At 37.7% G+C, this 25,723-nt stretch carries 23 protein-coding genes; 21 read left to right on the forward strand and 2 right to left on the reverse strand.

Annotated features, from left to right (window positions below):
* Positions 1 to 149: 149 nt before the first annotated feature.
* On the reverse strand, positions 150 to 500 hold the full coding sequence (locus IGL17_RS06080) for a helix-turn-helix domain-containing protein (RefSeq protein WP_002357747.1): 351 nt from the start codon (positions 498 to 500) through the stop codon (positions 150 to 152).
* Positions 501 to 691: 191 nt separating this feature from the next.
* Here IGL17_RS06080 and IGL17_RS06085 point away from each other — a divergent pair, with 191 nt between their 5' ends.
* From IGL17_RS06085 to IGL17_RS06105, 5 genes are all read left to right on the forward strand, one after another.
* Positions 692 to 2,125 (forward strand): MFS transporter, encoded by a 1,434-nt coding sequence (locus IGL17_RS06085; protein WP_002357746.1) that lies wholly within the window; start codon positions 692 to 694, stop codon positions 2,123 to 2,125.
* A gap of 204 nt (positions 2,126 to 2,329) precedes the next feature.
* Positions 2,330 to 3,004, forward strand: coding sequence for a metal-dependent hydrolase (locus IGL17_RS06090; RefSeq protein ID WP_002366611.1), 675 nt, complete (start codon positions 2,330 to 2,332; stop codon positions 3,002 to 3,004).
* 9 nt (positions 3,005 to 3,013) lie between these two features.
* Entirely contained in the window at positions 3,014 to 4,333 is a 1,320-nt protein-coding gene (locus IGL17_RS06095) for a DRTGG domain-containing protein (protein ID WP_002357743.1), read from the forward strand.
* 13 nt (positions 4,334 to 4,346) lie between these two features.
* A complete protein-coding gene (locus IGL17_RS06100) occupies positions 4,347 to 5,300 on the forward strand; it encodes a DHH family phosphoesterase (protein ID WP_002357742.1) in 954 nt (317 codons plus the stop codon).
* Positions 5,301 to 5,413: 113 nt separating this feature from the next.
* The gene (locus tag IGL17_RS06105; RefSeq protein WP_002357741.1) at positions 5,414 to 5,752 is read left to right on the forward strand and encodes a zinc ribbon domain-containing protein YjdM; all 339 of its coding nucleotides are present in this window, start codon (positions 5,414 to 5,416) and stop codon (positions 5,750 to 5,752) included.
* A gap of 60 nt (positions 5,753 to 5,812) precedes the next feature.
* On the opposite strand, the gene IGL17_RS06110 is transcribed toward IGL17_RS06105, so the two are convergent.
* Positions 5,813 to 6,211, reverse strand: coding sequence for a hypothetical protein (locus IGL17_RS06110; RefSeq protein ID WP_002382283.1), 399 nt, complete (start codon positions 6,209 to 6,211; stop codon positions 5,813 to 5,815).
* 55 nt (positions 6,212 to 6,266) lie between these two features.
* Here IGL17_RS06110 and IGL17_RS06115 point away from each other — a divergent pair, with 55 nt between their 5' ends.
* The 16 genes from IGL17_RS06115 to IGL17_RS06190 all read left to right on the forward strand — a co-directional run bounded on the left by IGL17_RS06115 (position 6,267) and on the right by IGL17_RS06190 (position 25,676).
* On the forward strand, positions 6,267 to 7,448 hold the full coding sequence (locus tag IGL17_RS06115) for a VanZ family protein (protein ID WP_002377637.1): 1,182 nt from the start codon (positions 6,267 to 6,269) through the stop codon (positions 7,446 to 7,448).
* Positions 7,449 to 7,501: 53 nt separating this feature from the next.
* Complete coding sequence (locus IGL17_RS06120) at positions 7,502 to 8,860, forward strand: DEAD/DEAH box helicase (protein WP_002385937.1); 1,359 nt, start codon at positions 7,502 to 7,504, stop codon at positions 8,858 to 8,860.
* A 548-nt stretch (positions 8,861 to 9,408) separates the two neighbouring features.
* On the forward strand, positions 9,409 to 10,092 hold the full coding sequence (locus tag IGL17_RS06125) for a helix-turn-helix domain-containing protein (RefSeq protein WP_025193350.1): 684 nt from the start codon (positions 9,409 to 9,411) through the stop codon (positions 10,090 to 10,092).
* A gap of 345 nt (positions 10,093 to 10,437) precedes the next feature.
* Positions 10,438 to 13,080 (forward strand): alanine--tRNA ligase, encoded by a 2,643-nt coding sequence (alaS, locus tag IGL17_RS06130; RefSeq protein ID WP_002366615.1) that lies wholly within the window; start codon positions 10,438 to 10,440, stop codon positions 13,078 to 13,080.
* Positions 13,081 to 13,282: 202 nt separating this feature from the next.
* Entirely contained in the window at positions 13,283 to 13,999 is a 717-nt protein-coding gene (locus tag IGL17_RS06135; RefSeq protein WP_002357733.1) for a tRNA (adenine(22)-N(1))-methyltransferase, read from the forward strand.
* Entirely contained in the window at positions 13,983 to 15,101 is a 1,119-nt protein-coding gene (locus IGL17_RS06140; protein ID WP_002357732.1) for a Nif3-like dinuclear metal center hexameric protein, read from the forward strand. Before IGL17_RS06135 ends, IGL17_RS06140 begins: the two co-directional genes overlap by 17 nt.
* A 29-nt stretch (positions 15,102 to 15,130) precedes the next feature.
* Entirely contained in the window at positions 15,131 to 16,360 is a 1,230-nt protein-coding gene (pepT, locus tag IGL17_RS06145; protein ID WP_002384579.1) for a peptidase T, read from the forward strand.
* A 145-nt stretch (positions 16,361 to 16,505) separates the two neighbouring features.
* Entirely contained in the window at positions 16,506 to 16,772 is a 267-nt protein-coding gene (locus IGL17_RS06150) for a DUF1294 domain-containing protein (RefSeq protein WP_016617931.1), read from the forward strand.
* Between the two features lie 19 nt (positions 16,773 to 16,791).
* On the forward strand, positions 16,792 to 17,820 hold the full coding sequence (locus IGL17_RS06155) for a lysylphosphatidylglycerol synthase transmembrane domain-containing protein (RefSeq protein WP_002360426.1): 1,029 nt from the start codon (positions 16,792 to 16,794) through the stop codon (positions 17,818 to 17,820).
* Positions 17,821 to 17,960: 140 nt separating this feature from the next.
* Positions 17,961 to 18,536: a molybdenum cofactor guanylyltransferase gene (mobA, locus tag IGL17_RS06160; RefSeq protein WP_002361748.1), complete on the forward strand. Its 576-nt coding sequence runs from the start codon at positions 17,961 to 17,963 to the stop codon at positions 18,534 to 18,536.
* A 15-nt stretch (positions 18,537 to 18,551) separates the two neighbouring features.
* The gene (locus IGL17_RS06165; RefSeq protein WP_002361749.1) at positions 18,552 to 19,376 is read left to right on the forward strand and encodes a formate/nitrite transporter family protein; all 825 of its coding nucleotides are present in this window, start codon (positions 18,552 to 18,554) and stop codon (positions 19,374 to 19,376) included.
* Positions 19,366 to 19,947 carry a hypothetical protein gene (locus tag IGL17_RS06170; protein ID WP_438760061.1) on the forward strand — a complete coding sequence of 194 codons (582 nt, stop codon included), beginning with the start codon at positions 19,366 to 19,368 and terminating at the stop codon, positions 19,945 to 19,947. The genes IGL17_RS06165 and IGL17_RS06170 overlap by 11 nt, the downstream gene beginning before the upstream one ends.
* Complete coding sequence (locus tag IGL17_RS06175; RefSeq protein ID WP_016617932.1) at positions 19,935 to 20,423, forward strand: NADH-quinone oxidoreductase subunit NuoE family protein; 489 nt, start codon at positions 19,935 to 19,937, stop codon at positions 20,421 to 20,423. The genes IGL17_RS06170 and IGL17_RS06175 overlap by 13 nt, the downstream gene beginning before the upstream one ends.
* Before the next feature lie 11 nt (positions 20,424 to 20,434).
* Positions 20,435 to 21,733 (forward strand): complex I 51 kDa subunit family protein, encoded by a 1,299-nt coding sequence (locus IGL17_RS06180; protein ID WP_016617933.1) that lies wholly within the window; start codon positions 20,435 to 20,437, stop codon positions 21,731 to 21,733.
* Between the two features lie 2 nt (positions 21,734 to 21,735).
* Positions 21,736 to 24,456: a formate dehydrogenase subunit alpha gene (gene fdhF / locus IGL17_RS06185; protein ID WP_010775813.1), complete on the forward strand. Its 2,721-nt coding sequence runs from the start codon at positions 21,736 to 21,738 to the stop codon at positions 24,454 to 24,456.
* Between the two features lie 17 nt (positions 24,457 to 24,473).
* The gene (locus tag IGL17_RS06190) at positions 24,474 to 25,676 is read left to right on the forward strand and encodes a molybdopterin molybdotransferase MoeA (protein WP_002366622.1); all 1,203 of its coding nucleotides are present in this window, start codon (positions 24,474 to 24,476) and stop codon (positions 25,674 to 25,676) included.
* Positions 25,677 to 25,723 lie beyond the last annotated feature (47 nt).

Raw genomic sequence — 25,723 nt, forward strand, 5'->3', positions numbered from 1 at the left:
ATGCCAATTATCCCGAATTGGTTTTTTCATACTTACTCCTACCAAGAGTAAATAACAACCTTCATTTCCACCACAGACGACGGTCGTGGTGGTTTTTTTATTTAGGTTCTAGTTTTTGCTATTAATTGACTAGGAGAAGTGAACGCTCTTTAAGAATTTGTCATTTCAAATTTACGGAACCGCAAGAAACGATTTGCTTCTTCCTCTAACTGAGTAATTTCTTCTTCTGTTAACTCTTCCGTAGTAATGTGAATATGTAACTCTTTTTGTGTGCTTGTCATAGGTGCCTGATGATTGATCTCTGTTTGTTGGGTGCGGCCCATTAAATAGTCCAAGGAAACAGAAAAATAGTCTGCTATTTTTAAAAGATTCTCTACTTTAGGCGAAGAGGTATCCCAACGACGAATTTGTCCATTGGAAATGCCGACGTTTCTTTCTAATTGGGCGAGGGTTAATTGCTTTGACTGAGCTAGTTGTTTAATGCGAGAAATTAAGGTCATTTCAAGTCCTCCTTGTGTTTTCCGTTTGCTAATTTTAAATTAGCGTAAAAGCGAATGGTTGTCAATTGCGAGCGTGTAATAAGAAGGTGAACATCTCATGAGTGATTTTTTAGAAAATTTCCGATGAAAAAAAGAAGAAATAGAGTTATTATTAGTAAGTAAACTGTTTTGGAGCGAGAGGGGATGAATCAATGGAGAAAATTAAAAGTTACCAAGAGGATTCTGAAGTGCAGAAAAATCGTTGGTGGATCTTAGTTTCTGTGGCTATGTTTACCTTCATGTCTACATTAGATTCCAGCATTGTAAATATTGCTTTACCGACTATTTCAAAAGAAATGTCCGTACCCATGAATCAAGCGGAATGGGTCGTATCTATTTATTTAATGGTTGTCTGTGCTTGTTTATTATTATTTGGAAAAATTGGCGACAGTTTTGGAAAAATAAAAGTTTATCGAATTGGCACGGTTATTTTTACGATTGGTTCGTTACTTTGTGGCTTTAATCAATCGCTGAGCTTTCTATTATTTGCGCGAGTCGTTCAAAGTATTGGTGCTAGCATGACCATGGCGACCAATTCAGGAATTATTACGGAAGTATTCCCTTTAAATGAAAGAGGGCGGGCGCTTGGTGCAGTAGGTGCCTTTGTCTCTTTAGGCGCGATTGCTGGTCCTGGGATTGGTGGATTGATCTTATCAAACTTTTCTTGGTCGTATATTTTTTGGATTAATGTTCCTGTGGGGCTAGTTACAATTTTAATTGGCGAAAAGTTTCTACCAAAAGATATTACAAAAACAAAAGAAAAAATCGATTTTTCAGGATTTGCTTGTATTGCCATTGCGATTATGACGTTCTTCGGTGGGATTTTCCTCGGACAAGAGAGCGGGTTTGGCTCGTTACAATCCTATTTATTGTTCATTATTGCAGTAATCGCATTAGGATTATTTATAATGGTTGAACGAAAAAGAAAAAGCCCACTTATTAAGTTCGCAATTTTTAAAAACAAAATTTTTACATTAAGTTTATTGTCCGCCGTTTTAATTTTTGCCTCAAACTTTTTTGTAAATGTTGTCATTCCATTTTATTTGCAGGATGCACGCAAACTAAGTGCTAGTTATGCTGGTCTATTAATGATGGTATTTCCGTTATTAATGGTGGTTGGGGCTCCTCTGAGTGGCTATTTGACGGATAAGATTGGCCCAGGTATTTTAACATTTGGCGGATTGTTGCTCTTGTGCTGTACGTCGTTAATGTATATGTTTTTAGATATGAATTCGCCTATCTGGTATTATGTGATTGCAACAGCCATTATGGGCTTGGGAAATGCACTTTTCCAGTCTCCAAACAATACAATGGTTATGAGCAGTGTTGAAAAGCAAGATTTAGGTGTAGCAGGAAGTATGAATTCTTTTGCTAGAAACTTAGGAATGGTCATTGGGATTGCGTTGTCAACGACCATTTTATATCGTGGCATGAGCGAAGCCTATGGTGAACGAGTAACCACGTATCTGGCTAATCGCCCAGATATATTTATTGTGGGAATGCGTGAAACCTTTTTTGTCGCCTTTCTATTATGTGTGGCGGCCTTTATATTAACGATTTTACGTTTTCGGAAAACAACCAAATAAGTAAAAAGAAGCAGACGAGAAAGATCCATGATTTTTCTCGTCTGTTTCTTTACTAGCTAAGAAAATAAGCAAATGCGATTGTATATTTCTAATTCTCTGTTACAATAAAGAAAGTAAACTGTACTAAACTGTACTACTTTTAAGAATGAATTTGACGATTAATTATCATAAGAGTGTGTAGAAAATACCGTAGGAGGAATACAAATGGAACTGATAGGACATGGACATTCATGTATTGAAATTCGTCTAAACGACGGCACGAACCTTTTATTTGATCCTTTTATTAATGGCAACCCTTTAGCGGACGTTTCACTTGAAGATTTACACCCTGATTACATCTTAATCACTCACGGACACAGCGATCATATTGGCGATATGCTAGCAATTGCTCAAGCCAACAAGGCAACAATTATTGCGATAGCTGAAGTGGCTACGTATGCACAGTCGCAAGGGGTAAAAGCGCATGGAATGAATCTAGGTGGGCGTTATGTCTTTCCTTTTGGTTCGGTTAAATTTGTGCCAGCTTTGCATAGTTCCGGTTATGAAATAGACGGCGTAATGACCTACATGGGCGAAGCAAGTGGGATTATTTTAGAAGCAGAAGATAAAAAAATTTATCACGCTGGTGATACGGCGTTGTTTTCAGATATGCGCCTTTTTGCAAAAGACAAATCCATTGATGTAGCGTTCTTACCAATTGGCGATAATTATACGATGGGACCAGAGGATGCGCTAGAAGCAGTCTCTTACTTAAATCCCAAAATAACAATTCCAATTCATTACAATACCTTTCCTGTTATCCAACAAAATCCAGCAATATTCGCAGAGCAAGTAGTTGGCGGGAAAGTATTAAACCCAGGAGAGACGATCCTAGTTTAGGAGGAAATTATGGCGACGAAACATGATCAAATTTTAAAACATATTGAAGAATTACCAATTGGCGATCGAATCTCTGTTCGAAGCATTGCCAAAAGTTTAAGTGTTAGTGAAGGAACAGCGTATCGGGCCATCAAAGATGCAGAAAATATTGGGCTTGTTTCCACCATTCAACGTGTTGGTACGATACGAATTGAGCGGAAGTTAAAAAAACATATTGAAAAATTAACATTTGGTGAAGTGGTCCGGATTATTGAAGGGGATGTGTTAGGCGGTAGCTCTGGTCTAGACAAAGTCCTTAATAAATTTGTAATTGGTGCGATGACAGAAACCGCGATGACGCGATATATTACTCCAGGCTCCTTAATGATTGTTGGTAACCGCCAAGGTGTGCAAAAGCTTGCTTTAGAAAATGGGGCAGCCGTTTTAATTACAGGTGGATTTGAAACATCTGAAGAGATTGCGCAGTTAGCAGATCGTCTGGGTATGCCTGTCTTGAGAACCACATATGATACATTTACTGTGGCTACTATGATTAACCGTGCTTTAAGTGATCAGCTGATTAAAAAAGACATTTTACTCGTCAGTGATATTTATACAGCGCTTGAAAAAACCAATTATTTGTTGACAACTCAAACGATTGCAGATTATCAGGCATTATCTGAAAGTACCCATCATTCTCGTTTCCCAGTAGTAAATAAGAAATTACGTTTAGTGGGGATTGTCACAGCCAAAGATGTCATTGGTAAAAGTGAACATTTAACCGTGGATAAAGTCATGACAAAGGATCCCAATGTTGTGAAAAAGATGATGAGTGTAGCGAGTGTCAGTCATCAAATGATTTGGGATGGTCTAGAAGTCATGCCGGTGGTGGAAGATGATTTAGCGCTTGTTGGAATTGTTTCTCGCCAAGATGTGATGAAAGCCATGCAATTGGTGCAACGACAACCACAAATTGCAGATACAATTTCAGATCAAATTTCCGGGGAAGTGATGCCTGTTGAAGAAAATGGCAAAGAAACAACCCGTTTTCGTTTTTCGGTTGCGCCCCAAATGGTTAACAGTGTTGGTACCATCTCGTTCGGTGTCCTAAGTGAAATTATTTCTAACGTGACACAACGAACAATGTTGATGAATCAAAAAAGAAATGTATTAATTGAACAAGTGAATCTACATTATTTGCGGCTAATCCAGTTGGAAAGTGAATTGGACATTCGTCCACGGATTTTAGAAATTGGTCGTCGCTCTGCAAAATTAGATATTGAAGTTTATTTAGAAAATGTCATTGTGGCAAAAGCAATTGTTGTTTGCCAAGTGATGGAGAGAACGTAGGAGGCTACAAAGAATGGACGTAGTAAAAGAAATTATGGCAGCAATTAAACAATATGAAACAATTATTATTCATAGACATCAAAGGCCCGACCCAGATGCAATTGGCTCACAGGTTGGGTTAGCAGAACTCTTAAGAGCGAGCTTTCCTGAAAAAAATATTTATCAAGTAGGCGGACCAGTGGAAGGCTTAGAGTTTTTAGCTGAAATGGACGTTATTACTGACGATGTCTATCGAGGTGCATTAGTCATTGTAACAGATACTGCAAATGCTCCACGAATTAGTGATGCGCGTTTTTCTTTAGGCGATCAATTAATTAAAATCGATCATCATCCGAATGATGAACCTTATGGAGATTTAGTTTGGGTGAATACAAATGCAAGTAGTTGTAGTGAAATTATTGTTGATTTTTGGCAACAGCATTTAGCAGAATTAACGATGACAGATAATGCAGCTCGTTTATTGTATGCTGGGATTGTGGGGGATACAGGACGTTTTCTTTATCCTTCCACTTCGGCGCATACACTCGCTGTCGCTGCGCAATTGCGTACGTTTAACTTTAATGCCGCAGACTTAAATCGTGAGTTAGACCAAATGCCTTTAAAGGTTGCTAAATTAGCGGGTTATATTTATCAAAATTTAGAAATCGACGCAAATGGCGCTGCTCGTGTCGTTTTACCACAAAGTATTTTAAACAGTTATGATATTGTCGATTCTGAAACGGCAGCCATTGTTTCAATGCCAGGAAAAATTGAAGATGTTCTCTCATGGGCAATCTTTGTTGAACAGCCGGAAGGTTATTATCGCGTTCGGTTACGTTCCAAAGGACCAATCATTAATACAATTGCTAAAAAACATCATGGCGGCGGCCATCCTTTGGCAAGTGGCGCTAATGCACGTGATGCGGCTGAAATTGAAGTGATTTACCAAGAAATCCAAGCAGCTTGCCAAGAGTGGGCTCAAAAATAAATAAGTAATTAGAAAGTAGTTATCGGACGTTGATAAATCATTAGGACTACTTTTCATTCACTAGAAAATAAGGTAAAATGAAAAAGAATTATTTTTTACAAAGGAGAACGTTAATGACAGAGCAATTACCAAACTGCCCTGAATGTGGGTCGGCATATGCCTATGAAGATCGCGGATTATTTATTTGTCCAGAATGCGGTCATGAATGGTCACCAACAGAAGAAGTTGCAGAAGAAGGCTTAGTAGTCAAGGACTCAAATGGCAATCTTTTAGCGGATGGTGACAGTGTTACTGTAATCAAAGATTTGAAAGTTAAAGGTGCCAGTGGCGCAATTAAACAAGGCACAAAAGTGAAAAACATTCGTTTAGTGGAAGGTGATCATAACATCGATTGTAAGGTAGATGGCTTTGGTCCAATGAAGTTAAAATCAGAGTTTGTTAAGAAAAATTAAATTTCATTTGAATGATGAGACAGTAAGAGTCTAGGACACAACCATCGTCCTAGACTCTTACTAATGTTTATCGGTCTTGTATTTTATCATTGTACGAAGGCCGTGCCAAGCGTTGTAAAGTGTGAGGATTAACCCGATACCTAAAGGAATCCATAACCATTGCGGAGAATAAGCGGCATCTTTTAACGTTTCAGGGTTGATGGTCCATGATTCTTGCAATACTTGGAAACTAAAAACCATGAGAAATGTTGAAATAAGTAACAAAATAAACCGTAAATAATGAATCGTTGTTTGACGGTGAATCAGTGCAAAGAGTAAGTAGAGCACAAGTAAAAATAGCGGCACTCCAAACGCAAAATATGGCTGTAACATGAGAACGTCCTCCTTTTTCTTAATGATACTGCAAAGGAGAGGATTTGCAAAATAAAATTTATTGTTGGTACATTTTTTTAGAAACAAGTATAGTGTTATTGAGGCATTCATACTTGAAATTGTTTATCTTGGAGGAATTTTTATGGCAGTATATAGCGAACCAATTAAATGGGCAATCATTATTTTCCCGTTTCTAGCATTTTTTATTTCTGGGGCATTATTAATCTATGAATACCGCAAATATGGTTCCTTTGTTTGGACACGAGCAATGATTTTGTATTCATTTGTTTTTTATTTATTATGTGCCTATTTCTTGGTGATTTTACCTTTGCCATCTCGGGCAGAAGTGGCTCAATACACAGGACCAACAATGGAACTGCGGCCTTTTCATTTTATTTCAGGGATTTTAAACGAAACTGTTTTTTCGCTCAAAGATCCAAGTACGTATTTGCCAGCATTAAAACAGCATGCCGTTTTAGAACCACTGTTTAATGTTTTATTAGTTTTACCTTTTGGTGTGTATTTACGGTATTATTTCAAATGTTCATTTTTAAAAACAGTTCTTGCGAGTTTTTTATTGTCATTATTTTTTGAATTAACACAGTTATCTGGCCTTTATTTTATTTATCCACGTTCGTATCGCTTGGCGGATGTCAATGATTTAATTAATAATACCGTCGGAGGCATGGTCGGTTATTGGTTGACGCCACTCTTTACCTTTTTATTGCCAACACGAGAAGAAATTGATGCCACCTCTTATGAAAAAGGGCAGACAGTTAGCCTGTTAAGACGTTTCTTTGCATGGGGAATTGATTGGTTGGTGATTGGCTTTGTGCAAGGCCTGCTCGTTTTTGGACTAAATTTCATTCCAGCTTATAAAAATTGGGCAACCAATTATCCGATTTTTTCAGATCGGATGTGGTTCTTTATCATGGTGTTTGCGGTCTTTATCGTCATGATGAAACTGACAAATGGTCAAACGTTAGGGAAAAAAGTTGTTCGCATTCGGGTGGTTGAAACAGGACATGAAAAAATTCGTTTAAAAGCCTTGTTTGTTCGCTACGGTTATTTGTATTTTGTGTATGGTTTAATTAGTATTTATCTAGCTAATGCCACTGATTTATTGAATTCTTCTAATCGGATGTTGCAAATGGTGTCACTGCTTCTGTATTTGTTCTGTTTAATTTTATATTTACTATTTTTGATCAACGTTTTGTTAACCTTGATTCGTAAAAAACGGCGTTTGTTTTATGAAAAAGCCAGCCACACTTATACAGTCAGTACATTAGAAGTTGCGAAAACAAAGGAATCAGCAGGTGAGTAAAAGTTGTTTTTGTGTTATAATGCCAAAGTGCATAAAGAATTTAACGAGAAGAGGTGAGGCAAGTGCCTTCATTTAAACAATTTCAATTTCAACCTTTTATCAACGAAGCACTCGCAGAAAAAGGGTTTGAAGAACCAACAGAAGTCCAAGAAAAATTAATCCCAATCATTAAGAAAGGGAAAAGTGTCATTGGACAATCGCAAACAGGAAGTGGAAAGACGCATACTTTTTTACTTCCATTAATGGATAAAGTTAAGCCAACTATCGACGAAGTACAAATTGTGATTACTGCGCCTAGTCGTGAATTAGCCAATCAAATTTATCAAGAAGCGCAGCAACTGGCTCGTTTCAGTCAACCAGAAATTCGCGTGTCAAATTTTGTTGGCGGAACAGATAAACAACGTCAATTAAATAAATTAAAGCATCAGCAACCTCATGTGGTGATTGGTACACCAGGGCGTATTTTAGATATGATGAATGAACAAGCCTTGAAAGTGCATACGGCTTTTGCCTTTGTTGTCGATGAAGCAGACATGACATTAGATATGGGCTTTTTAGCAGAAGTCGATCAAATTGCTGGCCGTTTGCCAGAAAAATTACAAATGCTCGTTTTTTCTGCAACCATTCCAGAAAAATTACGACCATTCTTAAAAAAATATTTAGAAAATCCAGTGATTGAACATATCAAACCAAAAGCAGTTATTTCAGAAACAATTGACAATTGGTTGATTTCCACCAAAGGAAAAAACAGCAATCAAATAATTTATCAATTATTGACTATCGGGCATCCTTATTTAGCGATTGTTTTTGCAAATACTAAACAAAGAGTTGATGAAATCACCGATTACTTAAAAGATCAGGGCCTAAAAGTTGCCAAAATTCATGGAGACATCACACCACGCGAAAGAAAACGTGTGATGCGTCAAGTTCAAAATCTTGACTACCAATATGTGGTAGCTACTGATTTAGCCGCACGTGGGATTGATATTGAAGGGGTTTCACATGTCATCAATGCAGAAGTTCCACATGAATTGGACTTCTTTATCCATCGGGTTGGCCGCACAGGACGTAATGGATTGAATGGGACTGCCATAACATTATATTCACCAGCAGATGATGAAGCGATTACTCAGATTGAGCAGTTAGGTGTTTCTTTCAAACCAAAAGAAATTAAAAATGGTGAGATTGTAGAGACGTATGATCGCAACCGTCGAACAAAACGAGAAAAATCTCGAGAAGAATTAGACCCAACGTTAATTGGTTTAGTGAAAAAGAAAAAGAAAAAAATTAAACCAGGATACAAGAAAAAAATTAATTGGGCAATTGAAGACAGCAATAAGAAAAAACGTAAAATTGAACGTCGTCAAAAAGATCGTTCTGCTAGAAAAGCAAAAAAGAATTCTTCTAACTAACATTGTTGTGGATTATTTAAAGTAAGGGACGAGAATCGTAAAGATTCTCGTCCCTTACTTTTTTATATGATAAATATTTAAGTCACTTTTAAAATAACTCTTTTTTTAAAGTGACTATTGCTAAAAGTAGAGAAATTTACCAATTAATTGTAAAGATTTTTGTCGAAAACATCAAAATGTTAGTGTTAAAGATCAACATTTTGATGTTTTCTCAAGAAAAAAATAATAAAATTACAGAATTTTTGGCGTGTTTTAGCAAAAAGTAGGAAGTTTCGGCTCTTTTTTTGTTAAAAAATCGGCTTTATTAGCTGATATTAAAGGAAATTCATTTTTTTTTACGGAGGATAAAAAAATTTTACACACAAAAAAATTCATTTTCTAATATAATATAAATAACCACCAAAATAAAGAATAAAGGAGCGAAGAGAGATGAAGATAAAAAGGTGTTTATTAATCAATCGCTGGAGGAAACACGCAATTTGGTAACGTAGTTTGGTTGGTGCGTTTAGTTATTGGTAGCAGAGAGAATTTTTAGGAGGAAAGAAGAAATGAGAAGGATTTTGGTATTAACAAAGAACATTTTAGTTGAGCAAACATTTCAGCAGCAATTACAACATTTAAATTATGAAGTCTTTTGTACGAACTGCTTTGAAGAAACTATAGAACATGAGTTAACTTTTTTTAATTATTTTGATGCAATTGTATTAAGCGAAACACTTTCTCAGAACGATTGCTTGAGATTATTAGGAAGTCTTTCATCGTTAGAGAAGCCGATTTATCGACGTTCACAATCGATGTGTAATAAACGTGAAGCAGAGATTTGGCAGGAAAGAGGTATTATCCGGTGGTTAGGCCTCAAAGATTCATTGGAAGATATTCGTGAAAAAATTGACACTGTCGATCAAAGTTTTGCCGAAGTAACAGCCGAGCTAATTGATGACCAAGTAAAAAAGATTCGCTTTACAAAAAACGAACAACGCTTTTTAAAAATCTTGTATCAGCATGCCCATGAAGGGTTGGATCGTGATCAAATTTGTCGCTTGCTTTGGCAGAAAGAACCAGATGCTTCTACAAAATCGCAGCTGTCTTTCGTATGTAAACGAGTGAAACAAAAATTTAGTGATGCAGGTATGAACGAAGAGATTATTACAACCTCTTGGGGAAAAGGGTATCAAATAAATGAACAAATTTTGCCTTATTTAGAGCAAACGTTATTTGAAACAGCTCAGTAAGGAAAGATTCCTACGAAAACAATTGACTTTTTAGCAGATCTTTCTTATACTTTTGACTATAAGCTAAAGGATATGAGGAATCTTATTTTGATCACAGAAAGCCGTTCATTGCTGAGAGAAGGGCATCAGATAAATTTACTTGCTCCCTTTAGATGGACTTGATAGAAATATCAACGCGACTCTGCGTTATAGAGCTTAAGAGGTAATGATCCAACATCATTGCAATCAAGGTGGTACCGCGAGCAATCGTCCTTGACTGCAATGGTGTTTTTTGTGTTCACAGTCTGCCGCTTAAGAGGGTACAAAACATAAATAGTTAATTATTAATAGAAAGTAGGAAAATCAATGAAAGAATTAACAAGTAGTCAAGTTCGTCAAATGTATTTAGACTTCTTTAAGTCTAAAGGACATTCAGTAGAACCAAGTGCTTCTTTAGTACCAGTAAACGATCCAACATTATTATGGATTAACTCTGGTGTTGCAACCTTGAAAAAATATTTTGATGGCTCTGTTGTGCCAGAAAATCCAAGAATTACGAATGCTCAAAAATCTATTCGTACAAATGATATTGAGAATGTTGGGAAAACGGCTCGTCATCATACAATGTTTGAAATGTTAGGGAACTTCTCAATTGGAGATTATTTTAAAAATGAAGCGATTCACTGGGCTTGGGAATTCTTAACTGGTGCTGAATGGCTTGCTTTTGACCCAGAAAAATTATATGTGACTGTTTATCCGAAAGATACAGAAGCAAAACGCATTTGGCGTGATGAAGTTGGTTTATCTGAAGACCATATTATTGATGTAGAAGATAACTTCTGGGATATCGGTGCTGGTCCAAGTGGTCCGGATACGGAAATCTTTTATGATCGCGGCGAAGAATTTTTAGATATTCCAGAAGATGATCCAGAAAATTATCCTGGTGGCGAAAATGAACGCTATTTAGAAATTTGGAACTTAGTGTTCTCTGAATTTAACCATACACCAGAAGATACGTACGAACCATTACCACATAAAAATATTGATACGGGCATGGGCTTGGAACGTGTTGTATCTATCATTCAAGATGCACCAACAAATTTTGAAACTGATTTATTTATGCCAATCATTCATGCGGTAGAAGCTTTAGGAACTAACGTGAAATATGGAGATGCACCACAAACGGATGTTTCCTTTAAAGTGATTGCTGACCATATTCGCGCCTTGTCCTTTGCAATTGGTGATGGTGCGCTTCCTTCAAATGAAGGTCGTGGCTATGTGTTACGTCGTTTATTACGTCGTGCGGTAATGCACGGGAAAAAATTAGGCATTAATGAAGCCTTTTTATACAAATTAGTGCCTGTTGTTGGCGAAATCATGGTAAGCTACTATCCAGAAGTATTACAACAAAAAGACTTCATCGAAAAAGTGGTTCGAACAGAGGAAGAACGTTTCCATGAAACCATCAATGAAGGTTTAAGCATGTTAAATGAGGTTATTAAAGAAGTTAAAGATGCAAAAGGCGATACATTAGATGGAAAAATTATCTTCAAACTTTATGATACTTTTGGCTTCCCAGTAGAATTAACGGAAGAAGTTGCAGAAGATGAAGGCTTGAAAGTCGACCATGCTGGGTTTGAAACAGAAATGGAAGCACAGCGTGAACGTGCTCGTTCTGCCCGCAGTAAAGAAACTTCAATGGGTGTTCAATCTGCTTTATTAACAGATATTAAAGTAGAAAGTAAATTTGTTGGCTATACAGAATTAACACATGATAGTGAATTATTTGTTATTATTCAAGGTGACGCACTAGTAAATGAAGCATCTGCAGGAACAGCCGAATTAATTTTTGCTGAAACACCATTTTATGCTGAAATGGGTGGACAAATTGCTGACCGCGGCTATGTAAAAAATACCGCAGGGGAAGTCGTTGCCAACGTGGTGGATGTGAAAAAAGCACCAAACGGTCAATTTTTACACAAAGTAGAAGTTTTGGCGCCATTAGCAGAAGGTCAAATTTATCAATTGCAAGTGGACGAACGGATGCGGACACGTATTTTGAAAAACCATACGGCAACCCATTTATTGCATCGTGCTTTAAAAGATGTGTTAGGGGAGCATGCCAACCAAGCAGGCTCATTAGTTGCACCAGGACATCTACGTTTTGACTTTACTCATTTTGGGCAAGTTACATCAGAAGAACTAGCGCGGATGGAAGCCATCGTTAACGAAAAAATCTGGGAAGCTATTCCTGTTGTCACAATTGAAACAGATATTGATACAGCGAAAAACATGGGCGCAATGGCGTTATTTGGTGAAAAATATGGCAAAGAAGTCCGTGTAGTTAATATTGGGGATTACTCTATCGAATTATGTGGTGGAACACACGTTGCTAATACAGAAGATATCGGGATTTTCAAAATTGTTTCTGAATCTGGAATTGGTGCAGGAGTACGCCGTATTGAAGCAGTGACGAGTAAAGAAGCGTATCAACTTTTACAAGAAGAAGAACGTCAATTGAAAGAGATTGCTACATTAGTTAAATCACCTCAATTAAAAGAAGTGGTTACGAAAACAGAGCAATTGCAACAACAATTACGTGATCTACAAAAAGAAAACGAACAATTGGCAGGCAAATTAGCGAACCAACAAGCTGGTGACATTTTTAAAGATGTCAAAGACGTCAACGGTGTTCGTTATATTGCCGCTCAAGTCAATGTTAAAGACATGAATCAATTACGCCAATTGGCTGACCAATGGAAACAAAAAGAATTGTCTGATGTACTAGTTCTAGCAACTGCACAAGATGAAAAAGTAAGCTTGTTAGCGGCTATGACAAAAGACATGAACGGAAAAGGCTTAAAAGCCGGTGACTTAATCAAAGCAATTGCGCCAAAAGTTGGCGGTGGCGGCGGTGGTCGTCCTGATATGGCTCAAGCTGGTGGGAAAAATCCAGCAGGGATTGCGGATGCCTTAGCAGAAGTTGAAAACTGGTTGGCAAATGCCTAATTAAAAATGTTTTCCCTATTATTAATATAAGGAGAATGCTCTTTATAGCAATAATGACAGCCCTCTTCAAAGTTATGAAATTGATTTTGAAGGGGGTTCTTTTTTATAAGTGATTAAGGAGAGAAAACAGTAGATTGCACGAATGTGTAAGTTTTCATCTTCAATTGACAATGGTATAATAAGCAACGGAGGAATCAAAAATATGAATGAAAATCAATTATCAAAACGTCTCGCAACGGTTGGTGATTTAATCCCTAGAGGAAGTCGCTTAGCAGACATTGGTTCAGACCATGCTTATTTACCAGTTGCTTTAATGTTAGAAAATAAACTGTCTTTTGCTGTGGCTGGGGAAGTGGTAGAAGGACCTTATCAATCTGCCAAAACCCAAGTCAGTAAATCCAATTTGACGGATAAAATTATCGTACGTTTAGCGAACGGGCTAGATGCAATTGAACCTGAAGATCAAATAGACGTCATTAGTATTTGTGGAATGGGCGGCACATTAATCCGAGATATTTTAGAAGCTGGACGCAAAAAAAATCGTTTAACAGGGAAGGAACGCCTTGTTTTACAACCGAATATTGGTGAACCAACTTTACGCCGCTGGTTAATGGCAAACGACTACAGTATTATTGATGAAACAATCGTGGAAGAAAACCGTAAGTTGTATGAAATTATCGTAGCCGAAAAAACAGAGCAATCCGTTTCTTATACGGACCAAGAATTACTATTTGGGCCAGTTTTAATTAAAAAACAAGGACCGGTTTTTACTAAAAAATGGCAACGAGAATTAAAACAGCGCAAAACTGTTCTTGCACAACTAGCAAAAGCAAGTGGAGAACATATTGAAAAACAAGCGAAACTACAGCAAGACCAACAATTAATTGAGGAGGTGCTGGCCAATGGCTGTGAACGGTAAGACATTGATTCGACGTTTCAATGACTATTGTCCCGAGTGGCTAGCTGAAACGGGAGATCCTGTGGGCTTGCACATTGGTACGTTAGATAAACCAATTGAAAATGTGATGGTTACCTTAGATGTTCGTCCTGAGGTCGTTGCAGAAGCAATTGAGAAGCAGGTTGATTTAATTATTGCGAAACACCCACCTATTTTCCGCCCAGTTAAGCGATTAACCACAGATAATTTTCAAGAAAAAATGTACGCTGATTTATTAAAACACGATATTGCTGTTTACGCAGCGCATACTAATATGGATATTATTGACAATGGGCTAAATGATTGGTTTTGTGAATTATTGGGAATTAAACAGACCACCTTTTTAACTAAAACACATACTGTTCCTTATAAAAAATTAGCCGTTTTTGTGCCAATTGATGAAGCTCCGCAAATGAGAGAAGCTTTAGGTCTAGCTGGCGCTGGAGCTCAAGGTGATTATTCTAAAACAAGTTACTCTTTAATTGGAACAGGACGTTTTACACCAACACAAGGAGCAAATCCCACGATTGGCGAAATTGGTCAAGAAAGTGTCGTCCAAGAAGCAAAAATCGAAGTGATTTTCCCTGAAACTAAACAAGAACAAGTTCTTGCAGCTATGTTACAGGCGCATCCTTATGAAGAACCGGCGTATGATGTTTATACCATTGAAAATCAATCAAAAGAATTTGGTTTAGGTCGGGTTGGAGTATTAGACAAGCCTGTGAGACTCTCTGATTTTGTACAGCAAGTCAAGGAAGCTTTCCAATTGGATGGCTTGCGGGTCATTGCAAAAGATGATACTAAAATGATTCAACGGGTAGCCATTTGTGGTGGAAGTGGTGAAAAGTTCTATCATGATGCATTACGTAAACAAGCCGATGTCTATATTACTGGTGATGTGTATTATCATACGGCACATGACATGATTGCTGAAGATTTACCAGTTATCGATCCTGGTCATTACATTGAAGCGCTTTGTAAGCCAAAACTTGTGGAATTAATGAATCAATGGAAACAAGAAAATGAGTGGGCTGTATCCATTTTTGAATCAGAAGCGAATACCAACCCATTTCGTTTTAAATAAAAAAATGAAGATTAAAGGAGTGTTCTTTTATGTATGAAAATTTATTACCTCGTTTTTTACGCTATGTGAAAACAGAAACACGCTCAGATGCAACTAGCACAACGACACCATCAACACAAACACAAGTAGCCTTTGCACAAACCTTAAAAAAAGAATTAGAAGAATTAGGGATGAGCGATGTTATTTATAACGAAACAAATGGTTTTGTGATTGCTACGTTACCTAGTAACGTGGAGAAAGACGTTCGTTCAATCGGCTTTATTGCCCATATGGATACGGCTGATTTTAATGCAGTGAATGTTTCTCCGCAAATTGTTGAGAACTATGACGGAGAATCAACGATTCCTTTAGATAAAGAAGGCAAATTCACTTTAAACACGAAAGACTTTCCTAACTTAAAAAATTATCGTGGTGAAACACTTATCACAACCGATGGTACCACTTTATTAGGAGCTGATGATAAATCAGGTATTGCGGAAATAATGACAGCCATGGAATATTTAATTAATCACCCAGAAATTAAACATGGCACCATTCGTGTGGCTTTCGGTCCCGACGAAGAAATTGGTGTAGGTGCCGACAAATTTGATGTCGCTCAATTTAACGTGGATTTTGCTTATACAATGGATGGCGGACCAGTAGGTGAATTACAATTTGAAACGTTTAATGCGGCGCAAGCAGAAATTACAATTCAAGGGAAAAACGTTCATCCAGGAACAGCAAAAAATACAATGATTAATGCGTTACAATTAGGAATTGATTTCCATAATGCCTTACCTGCTGACGAAGTTCCAGAAAAAACAGAAGGTGAAGAAGGCTTTTATCATTTAGCAGCGTTTGCTGGAACGCCAGAAGAAGCTACAATGACGTATATTATTCGCGATCACAATCGCGAGATTTTTGAAGCACGTAAAGCTAAAATTAAAGAAATTCAGCAAACATTGAATGCACCATTTGATGAAGAACGAATCAAAGTTGATTTATTTGATCAATACTATAATATGCGAGAAGTGATTGAAAAAGATATGTCCATTGTCGAAATTGCTAAACAAGCAATGGAAGAATTGTCAATTCAACCAATTATTGAACCTGTTCGCGGTGGAACGGATGGCTCAAAAATTTCTTATTTAGGGATTCCAACACCAAATATCTTTGCTGGTGGCGAAAATATGCATGGCCGTTTTGAATTTGTTTCATTACAAGCCATGGAAAAAGCGACCAATGTGATTATTAAAATTGCTGAATTAAATGCAAAATAAATGAGGCACTCAATAGGAAAGTAAGAAAACGGGCAACCGAGAGCTTACTTTCCTGTTGTAGTTTCATGAGTCATTGAAAATTTTTTTGCAATTAGAATCAGAACAAGGTATCCTAGTACAGTAACTAGTTAGGAGGCCAGAAAGAATGCTTCAGTGGATAGTAATCATTTATTTCCTCGTCATTAATTTAGTATTGTTTAGTATGATGGGTTATGATAAAAAACAAGCAAAACATGGGAACTGGCGTATTCCAGAACGCCGCTTATTGACGATAGGACTTGTCGGTGGCGGTCTAGGTGGGCTAATGGGACAAAAGAAATTTCATCATAAAACCCAAAAACCAGTTTTTGCATTGTGTTATTCAATTGGCGTAATCGCGATGATTAGTTGCATCTATCTAACGTTTAAGTAAGAACAAAAAAGGAGAAGCGATGAAAGGAAAAGTAAAAATTGGCTTAAATATGTTGTTAATGATTATCGTTTTAGGCGTAATCTTTTATGTCATGGATAATTCATTAAGTGATATTTTTGCTCAACTGATGGAAACGAGTTGGCTGGTGCTGATTGCTGTTATTTTTTTTGGTGTAGTTTATCAATTTGCAGAAGGGCGCTCAATCAAGGAAATAGCTCGTTATTTTAACAAAGACTTTACGACAGTGGATGGTTTTTTTACTTCTTGTTATGTAGCATTTTATCGGATTATTTCATTTGGCACGGGAACCTTGCTTTCAGAAATTTATTTTTATAAGAAAAAGGGAATTCCTGTTTCTAAAAGTGTGGGGATAACGGCATTACATATGATTATGTACAAAGCAGCCGTGATTTTTTTAGCAATTATTGGTTTGATTATTCAATTTTCCCTGTTTTATGAAAATGCGCCTAAGATGATTCCATTCATTTTAGCAGGTGTTATTTTAACATTAGTAATAATTGCAGCATTACTTATTTTATCTAGTAGCTTAAAGTTGCAAGTTTTATTGGTTAAGTTTGCCAATCGTTGGTTTAAACGACCAAAACTAAGAGATTGGGTGGATAATTGTAATTTACAAATCTATTCCTTGCGTGCGGCTGTCCAAACAATTACACAAGATCGCTCAGCGTTGCTTCGAATCTTTTCATGGAATGTATTTAAATTATTATTTTGGTACATTATTCCTTACATTGTTTTAGTAGAAAATCACCCGAATATTGATTTATTATTAGTGATGTCCTTTACTAGTTTTGCTGTTATTCTTTCAGGAGTTATTCCAACACCTGCTGGCATTGGTCCATTTGAATTTGTTTACTTATTGTTGTTTAAACCATTGGTCGGCAATGTTGATGCTGTAGCATCTGTTTTACTGTATCGATTTGGTAGCTTTGTGTTACCCTTTTTGATTGGCTTGGTTTATGTCGCCATTGAGAAACGAAAATCATTACGCATTGAGATTGAAGAAATAAAACGTCAAACAGATGAATAAGTTAGAACGAGAAAAAGAGCGACTCTTTTTCTCGTTCTTTTTTTTTAAAAGGAATTGACTTGTACGAGGGATGTCTTATAATAGACTTAATACATGACTAAAAAATATTTTTTTGAACTAATAAAAATTATGGTAAAGGGGTGGCGAAAATTATTGCTGATTGTACAGCAGTGCTGTTATGCGGCGGGAAAAGTTCACGGATGGGATTTGATAAAGCATTATTGAAAATTCAAGGCCAATACGTGATCTTGCAAACAGCTGAAAAGTTAATGGAACTGTTCGAAGAGGTTATTTTAGTAACGAATGATAGTCAAAAATTTCCTAAGGCGTTTAGAAAATGCACAATCATTCAAGATATGTATCTTGGAAAGGGGCCATTAGGTGGGATTGTGACAGCAATGAACTATACTCAGAAAGCTGAAGTGTTTGTAATTGCCTGTGATATACCAACTTTTTCTCCTAAACTTGTGTATCAGTTAGCCTCTAAGCGTGGACAAAATCAAGTAACAATCTTTGACTTTGAAGGTCGTCAAGAACCATTATTTGGCTTTTATCGATGTTCTTGTTTACCAACATTTCAAAAACAGCTTGCGCAAAATAACTATCAGATTCGCCAAGAATTTGAGCATCTATCTGTAAAAACGGTGCAACTATCAAAAGAGAATCAACTTAAAAATGTCAATCGAAAAGAAGAATTGTCTCAGTGGTATCGATAAAAAGGAGGAATCGTAATGGATTTTTTCAGTAGTGAAGAAATAGTTGCAAGCTTAGGTGATAAGGCAGAAATGAAAGGGAAATTATCGTTTGTTCGACTCTGTATTTTAGGCATCATGGCTGGTTTTTGTATTGCACTGGGTTACTTGGCGTTTATTCGTATCACTGGAACCGCCCCCACAGAATGGGGAAGTTTTAACAACTTTCTGGGTGGAGCATTATTTCCAGTTGGATTGATAGCGCTTACTTTTGTTGGTGGTGAGTTAGCAACAGGCAATATGATGGTAATGACATTAGGCGTATTACAGAAAAAGGTTCGAGTGGGCGCTCTTTGTTATAACTGGCTAGTTGTTTTATTGACCAATTGTCTAGGCGGATTTCTCGTAGCGTATTTATTTGGCCATATTGTTGGGTTAACTGAAGGTGCGTTTCTGGATAAAACAGTCGCAGTTGCTCAGGCGAAAATTGCTGATCCACCGCTAGTTGCTTTTGTTTCAGGGATTGGCTGTAATATTTTTGTTTGTTTAGCGGTTTATCTCGGAGCGTTGGCAAAATCATATTTAGGTAAAATGTTTGGCTTGTGGTTTCCTGTCATGGTTTTCGTTGTTTGTGGGTTTCAACACGTGGTCGCCAATGCGTTTATTATTCCAGCGGCAATTTTTTCACAAAGCACCACAATCAGTTGGTGGGATTATTTGCAAAATACACTATGGGTATTTTTAGGCAATGCAGTAGGTGGCAGTCTTTTTATGGCCGTACCATTGATCTTTATGACAAAACCAGCAACTGTCAAACCAAGAGTTGAGAAAACGATTCAGACGGAGGAGCTCTATGGCAATTGAGATACCAAACATGATTCAAATTGGTTCTACTGGTCGGAATAGTGGCAAAACGACATTAGCCGAAGTCCTTATTAAACAGTACCAAGAAGTCTATCCAATTTATGGCTTGAAGATTATTACGATTAGTGGTCAACGAGGGGTGTGTCAACGAGGCACAAAAGGATGCGGAATTTGTACCAGTATTACAGCTGGTTATGAATTAGTAGAAGAGCAAGAGACGATTGGCAATAAAGATACCATGAAATTATTAGCTGCAGGTTGTCAAAAAGTTTTTCTATTGAAAGTTTTTCAAGAAAATTTGGCGGAAGCCATTCAGCAATTTCTGAAAGCTGTGCCGGCCCAAGCATTAATCATTTGTGAATCAAATTCATTACGTAATGTTGTACAGCCAGGACTATTTCTTATGATGAATAACCAGAATCGCCAAAAAGAATCAGCAAAAAATGTTATAGATAAAGCCGATTTTTGTTTACTATCTGCTGAAATACCAAAAGAATTGCGTATCTATTATCAAGGAGAACAACTTCAAGTTTCACTAAAAAGGGGGAATAAAAAGGAATGTGTGCATTAAGCTTAATTGAAAAAGAAGCGATTATTCTAGCAAACGATGCTGATCCACAACGAATTTTAAATATTTTAATTGAATTACAATTTGCTTCAGAGGAAGGGTATATCGATCAGGAAACAGCTCAATTAGTTGCAGAGCATCTACATTTAACGGAAGCGCGAGTCTATGAAATCGTCAGTTTTTATGCCATTTTAAAGACGGAACCGCAAGCGAAGTATGTCTTGAAGATTTGTAACAGCACACCGTGTCATTATACTGGTGGGGCGATGGTTGCAGAGGTATTAGAAACCATTTTAGAAGTGCCAGAGAATCAGCCGACCCCAGATGGCTTATTTATGTATCACAGTATTCCTTGTATCGGGGCTTGTGATTTAGGTCCAGTAATTAAAATTAAGGACACCGTTTTTAGTCAACTAACAGAAGAGAAAATTTATCAATTAATTCAACATTTACAAAATGATTGCTATGAAGGACTGTAGGAGGTGAGTCAATGCTTAAGAGAAACCAACCAATGTTATTAGAGAGAATGGGGAAAATGCAATCTGCGACCGATGTTTCTGAATATTGTAAATACGATGGATTTGATGGTTTAAAAAGAGCAATTTCACTATCGGATGAAGAAATTTTAAACGAACTGGATATTGCGCACTTAAGAGGTCGCGGTGGAGCAGCCTATCCTTTAGGAAAAAAATGGCGCCATCTTTATCATGCAAAAGGAACCACAAAGTACATTGTTTGTAATGCTGATGAAGGCGAACCAGGGACCTTTAAGGATAAAGTACTTTTATCTGAAGATCCATTGAGTGTGATTGAAGGAATGATCATTGCTGGCTATTTATTTTCAGCAAAAGCAGGTTATATTTATATGCGAGGAGAATATCGCAGAATCCAAAAAACATTTCAAGAAGCACTGGATAATGCACGACAAGCTGGCTTTTTAGGGGAAAACATTTTAGGAATTGAAGGATTTAATTATGATATTACGATTATTTCTGGTGCTGGCGCCTATATTTGTGGGGAAAATTCAGCACTTTTAAATTCAATTGAAGGAAAAACGGGGCGGCCGCGTGTCAAACCACCACACTTAGCAGATGTTGGTTTATATTTGCAACCAACATTAGTAAATAATGTTGAATCATTTGCAAGTGTTCCTGTAATTTTACGAGAAGGTGGACAAGCCTTTTTAGAGATGGGTACTGCCGATGGTGGCGGAACAAAGCTAATTTGTTTGTCTGGACATATTAAAAATCGGGGCTTATACGAGGTCAACCTTGGAACACCATTAGAAGAAATAATTTATGGCGAGCAATACGGCGGAGGCTCTGCAACTGGTCGAGCATTAAAATTTATTCATTTCGGTGGACAATCCGGTCCAATTGGTGCTGTCGCAACGTTAACGGATTGTTTGTATTCTTACGAAGATTTATGGGCCCATGACTTATCTGTCGGCTCTGGTGCAATTGTAGTAATGGATGATTCAGTCAATGTTGTGGACTATTTAGTACACGTAGCGGCCTTTTTTGCTCATGAGTCCTGTGGTAAATGCACCCCTTGTCGATTGGGAACAACTAGGATTTTGGAATTATTGAGTAAATTCAATCGGAAAGAGGCAACAGCTAGTGATTTGCCACGATTGGAAAAGATGCTCACGCATGTCACGCGATTATCAGCTTGTGGTTTGGGCCAATCCGTCGCAACTTCAATGAAGAGTGCATTGGCTTTGTTTCCAGAAGAATTTGAAACGACTGCTGAAACAGAAATCTATGCCACCAGCAAAGGAGGTTGGTAAAAATGAAAACAAAGTTGCATACGCAAACAGTTACGTTGTCTATTGATAACCAAGAAGTAACTGTGCCTAAAGGGACTACTATTCTCGAAGCAGCGAAAACGCTAGGTGTTGAAATTCCAACGCTCTGTCATTTAAAGGAATTAGCACCTGATGGTTCTTGTCGGATGTGCGTGGTTGAGGTGGAAGGCGGCCGACGTGGTGGCTTAACAACTGCTTGTACGGCACATTGTCAAGAGGACATGGTTGTGTCAACACATTCTGAAAAAGTTGTTGATTCCAGACGTTTTATTCTTGATTTATTATTGAGTAATCATAAATTAGAATGTTTTTCTTGTGGAAAAAACGGGGATTGTCAATTACAACAGTATGCGCTAGATTATGGGATTGATGCCACTAGCTTTACCGAGGGAAAAAGAATGCCTTGCCATCAAGAAGATACCAGTAATCCATTTTTCTCTTATGATCCAGAAAAGTGTATCATGTGTCGTCGTTGTGCTCGTGTCTGTCAATTGCGGCAGGGAAGAGATGTACTTAGTATTGCTAATCGTGGCTTTGAAACAAAAATGATGCCAAGTTATGGGCAGGCGTTTGATCAATCTATCTGTGAATCATGTGGCAATTGTGTCTCTTCCTGTCCTACAGGAGCGTTAACAGCAAAAGATACGAAAGAGTACCGCAAATGGGAAACCCAGAAAATTCCTACAACTTGTCCACATTGTGGGACAGGCTGTCAGATGAATTTACTCGTTAAAAATAATCGTTTGGTGGGTGTTGAACCCCTGGATGGACCAGCTAATAAAAATTTACTTTGTGTGAAAGGAAAATTTGCTTCATATAAATTTGTTGGGTCAGGAGATCGCTTAACGGAGCCATTAATTAAACGGAATGGGATTTTTGAACCTGCTTCTTGGGAAGAAGCCTTAACGCTTGTTTCGTCAAAATTTAACGAAATTAAAGCAGAAAACGGTCCGGATGCTCTTGCTGGTTTTTCGTGCTCTAGAGCGACAAATGAAGATAATTATGTCTTTCAAAAAATGGTGCGTGCTGCTTTTGGTACCAATAATGTTGATAACTGTGCCCGTGTTTGTCATTCGGCTTCGGTCCATGGTTTAGCCCAAACCTTAGGCTCTGGTGCGATGACTAATCCTATTGCTGATATCACTGAAGATGTCGACATGATTTTATTAGTAGGTTCCAATCCAGAAGAAGCTCATCCAGTTATTGGTGCGCAAATTCGCCAAGCCATCCAAAGAGGAACGCAAGTTGTTGTTGTTGATCCGCGGAAAATTAACTTAGTGAAGGATAGTGCGCTGCATTTACAAGTTCAGGCGGGAACGAATGTCGCATTTGCTAATGGCATGATGCATGTGATTTTGAAAGAAGGTTTAGCAGATCACCATTTTATTGAAGAACGGACAGAAGGATTTTTAGATTTAGAAAAAATGGTGGCTGATTATACGCCGGAAAAAGTCGCAGAAATTTGTCATATTCATCCAGAAGATTTAATTCAAGCAGCACGCATGTATGCAAAAGCAGAGAAAGCACCAATCATTTATTGTTTAGGCGTAACGGAACATTCGACAGGAACTGAGGGTGTTATGAGTATGTCTAATTTGGCAATGTTGGTTGGTAAAGTTGGAAAACCAGGCTGTGGTGTCAATCCTTTGCGAGGTCAAAATAATGTTCAAGGTGCTTGCGATATGGGCTGTATGCCTTATGATTTCCCAGGCTATCAAAAAGTCAATAATCCAGAAGTAATCGACAAATTTGAAAAAGCTTGGCATGTGCCGTTAAATCGAAACACAGGTTTAACTTCTACTAAAGTCTTGCCAGCAGCAACGGCAGGAAACGTCAAAGGCCTTTATATTTTTGGAGAAGATCCAATTGTTACGGATCCAGACACAGGACATGTTCGTCAAGCTTTAGAAAGTTTAGACTTTTTAGTTGTTCAAGAATTATTTATGACCGAAACGGCTGCTTATGCAGATGTCGTTTTACCAGGCATCAGTTATGCAGAAAAAGACGGGACATTTACAAATACAGAACGGCGCGTGCAAAGAGTCCGTAAAGCTGTTGAACCAAGAGGACAAGCGCGAGAAGACTATGAAATTTTTTGTGAAGTCATGACACGAATGGGCTATCCTTGTGCGTATGAATCTGCAAAAGAAATTATGAAAGAAATTTCAGCTGTGACGCCTTCGTTTGGTGGAATTAATTATGAACGATTAGAGAAGGAGAGCTTACAATGGCCTTGTCGTAGCTTGACAGATCCAGGTACGCCGATTATGCATGTGGGCAGTTTTGCTCGTGGGAAAGGTTTATTTAAAGCAATTCCGTATAAGCAAGCACAAGAATTACCAGATGAAGAGTACCCGTATTTAATGTCGACAGGCCGAATGCTTTACCATTACAATACCCGAGCGATGACAGGACGAACGGAAGGGATTAACCAAATAGCGAATCACTCTTATATTGAGATAAATGCAGTCGATGCACAAGCTCTGGGAATCCAAGAAGGTGACAAAGTTGAAGTTCATTCTCGACGTGGCAAAATTGAAACCTATGCGGCTGTCGGAAATCGAGTATTTCCGCAAGAAGTCTTTATGACATTCCATTTTCCAGATGGGAATGTTAACGAAATCACCAATGCTGTATTTGATGATATCGCCACAATTCCTGAATATAAAGTTTGTGCCGTTGCGATTAAACCAGTGAATAAATAAAAAAGGATGGTTAAAACATGATCGAGTTGGAAGAAGCACGAGAGAAAATGACCCAACATATGAAGAGTCAATGTGAAACAGAAGAAGTGGCGCTGCTTGATTCCTTGGGGCGGATTAGCGGAGAAACCATTTTTGCAGAGACAGCGATTCCTCATTTTCCTCGTGCCGGGATGGATGGGTATGCCGTTCGTGCAGTAGAAACACGAGGTGCGACTGCTGAAAGCCCAAGTTGTTTAAAAGTCGTCGGTTCTTTAGTGGCAGGGGATTCCATGTTTTATTGTAATCAGACGAATAACTGTGCGATTAAAATAACAACAGGTGCTTTTATTCCAACCGATTTTGATGCTGTAGTGCCACAAGAATGGACGGATTTTGGGCAAGACCATGTTAAAATTTTTCGCTCTGTCACTGCGGGCCAAAACTATGCGGAAATTGGAGAAGATATTGCTTTTCAGCAAAAAATTTTAGCAAAACATCAACAGATTAATAGTCGCATGATTGGTTTGTTGGCAATGCAAGGGATTGATAAAGTTGTTGTTTTGAAGCGCATGAAGGTGGGGATTTTAGCGACCGGTAGTGAGTTAGTTTCTTTGGAAGAACCACTGTCAGTTGGGAAAATTTATAATAGTAATCTCTACATGTTAGCAGCTTTTGTCAAAGCGAGTGGTAATGAAGTAATCCACCTAGACCATTGTTCAGATGACCCTGAAGAATTAGCGAAGAGGCTGATTGAGATTTCACCAAAACTTGATGTATTAATTACTTGTGGTGGTGTTTCGGTAGGTGAAAAGGATAATTTACCTTTAGCAATTAAACGTATCGGAGGAACAGAGTTGTTTCATTTTGTAAATATGAAACCTGGAACCCCAGTTATGGGAAGTAAATTTCAAGAAACACTCATTTTAAGCGTTTCAGGCAATCCGTTTGCGGCAATGGTTAATTTACATCTTTTTTACTGGACATTATTAGCTACTTTTTTTAATTGTGTCGAGTTAAATCTCAAGGAACGAACAGTAATTTTAGCGCATGAATTAGCCCCCAGTAGACTACGTCGATTTTACCGAGCGAAAGAAATAGATGGCAAAGTAAATTTAGTGACAAAAAGTCATCTTTCATCCAATTTATCAAATACTTTAGAAACAAATTGCCTGCTAGAACAACCAGCTGGTGTGTTACTCAAAAAAGGCGCGCTTGTAAAAGTCTATTATTGGCAAACTTGATGACAACCTGACCTAAGATTAGTATGAAAGTAAGCCATCAGTCGAGT

Origin of the sequence: Enterococcus sp. AZ088, from assembly GCF_051714845.1 — a bacterium.
Taxonomy (GTDB): domain Bacteria; phylum Bacillota; class Bacilli; order Lactobacillales; family Enterococcaceae; genus Enterococcus; species Enterococcus faecalis.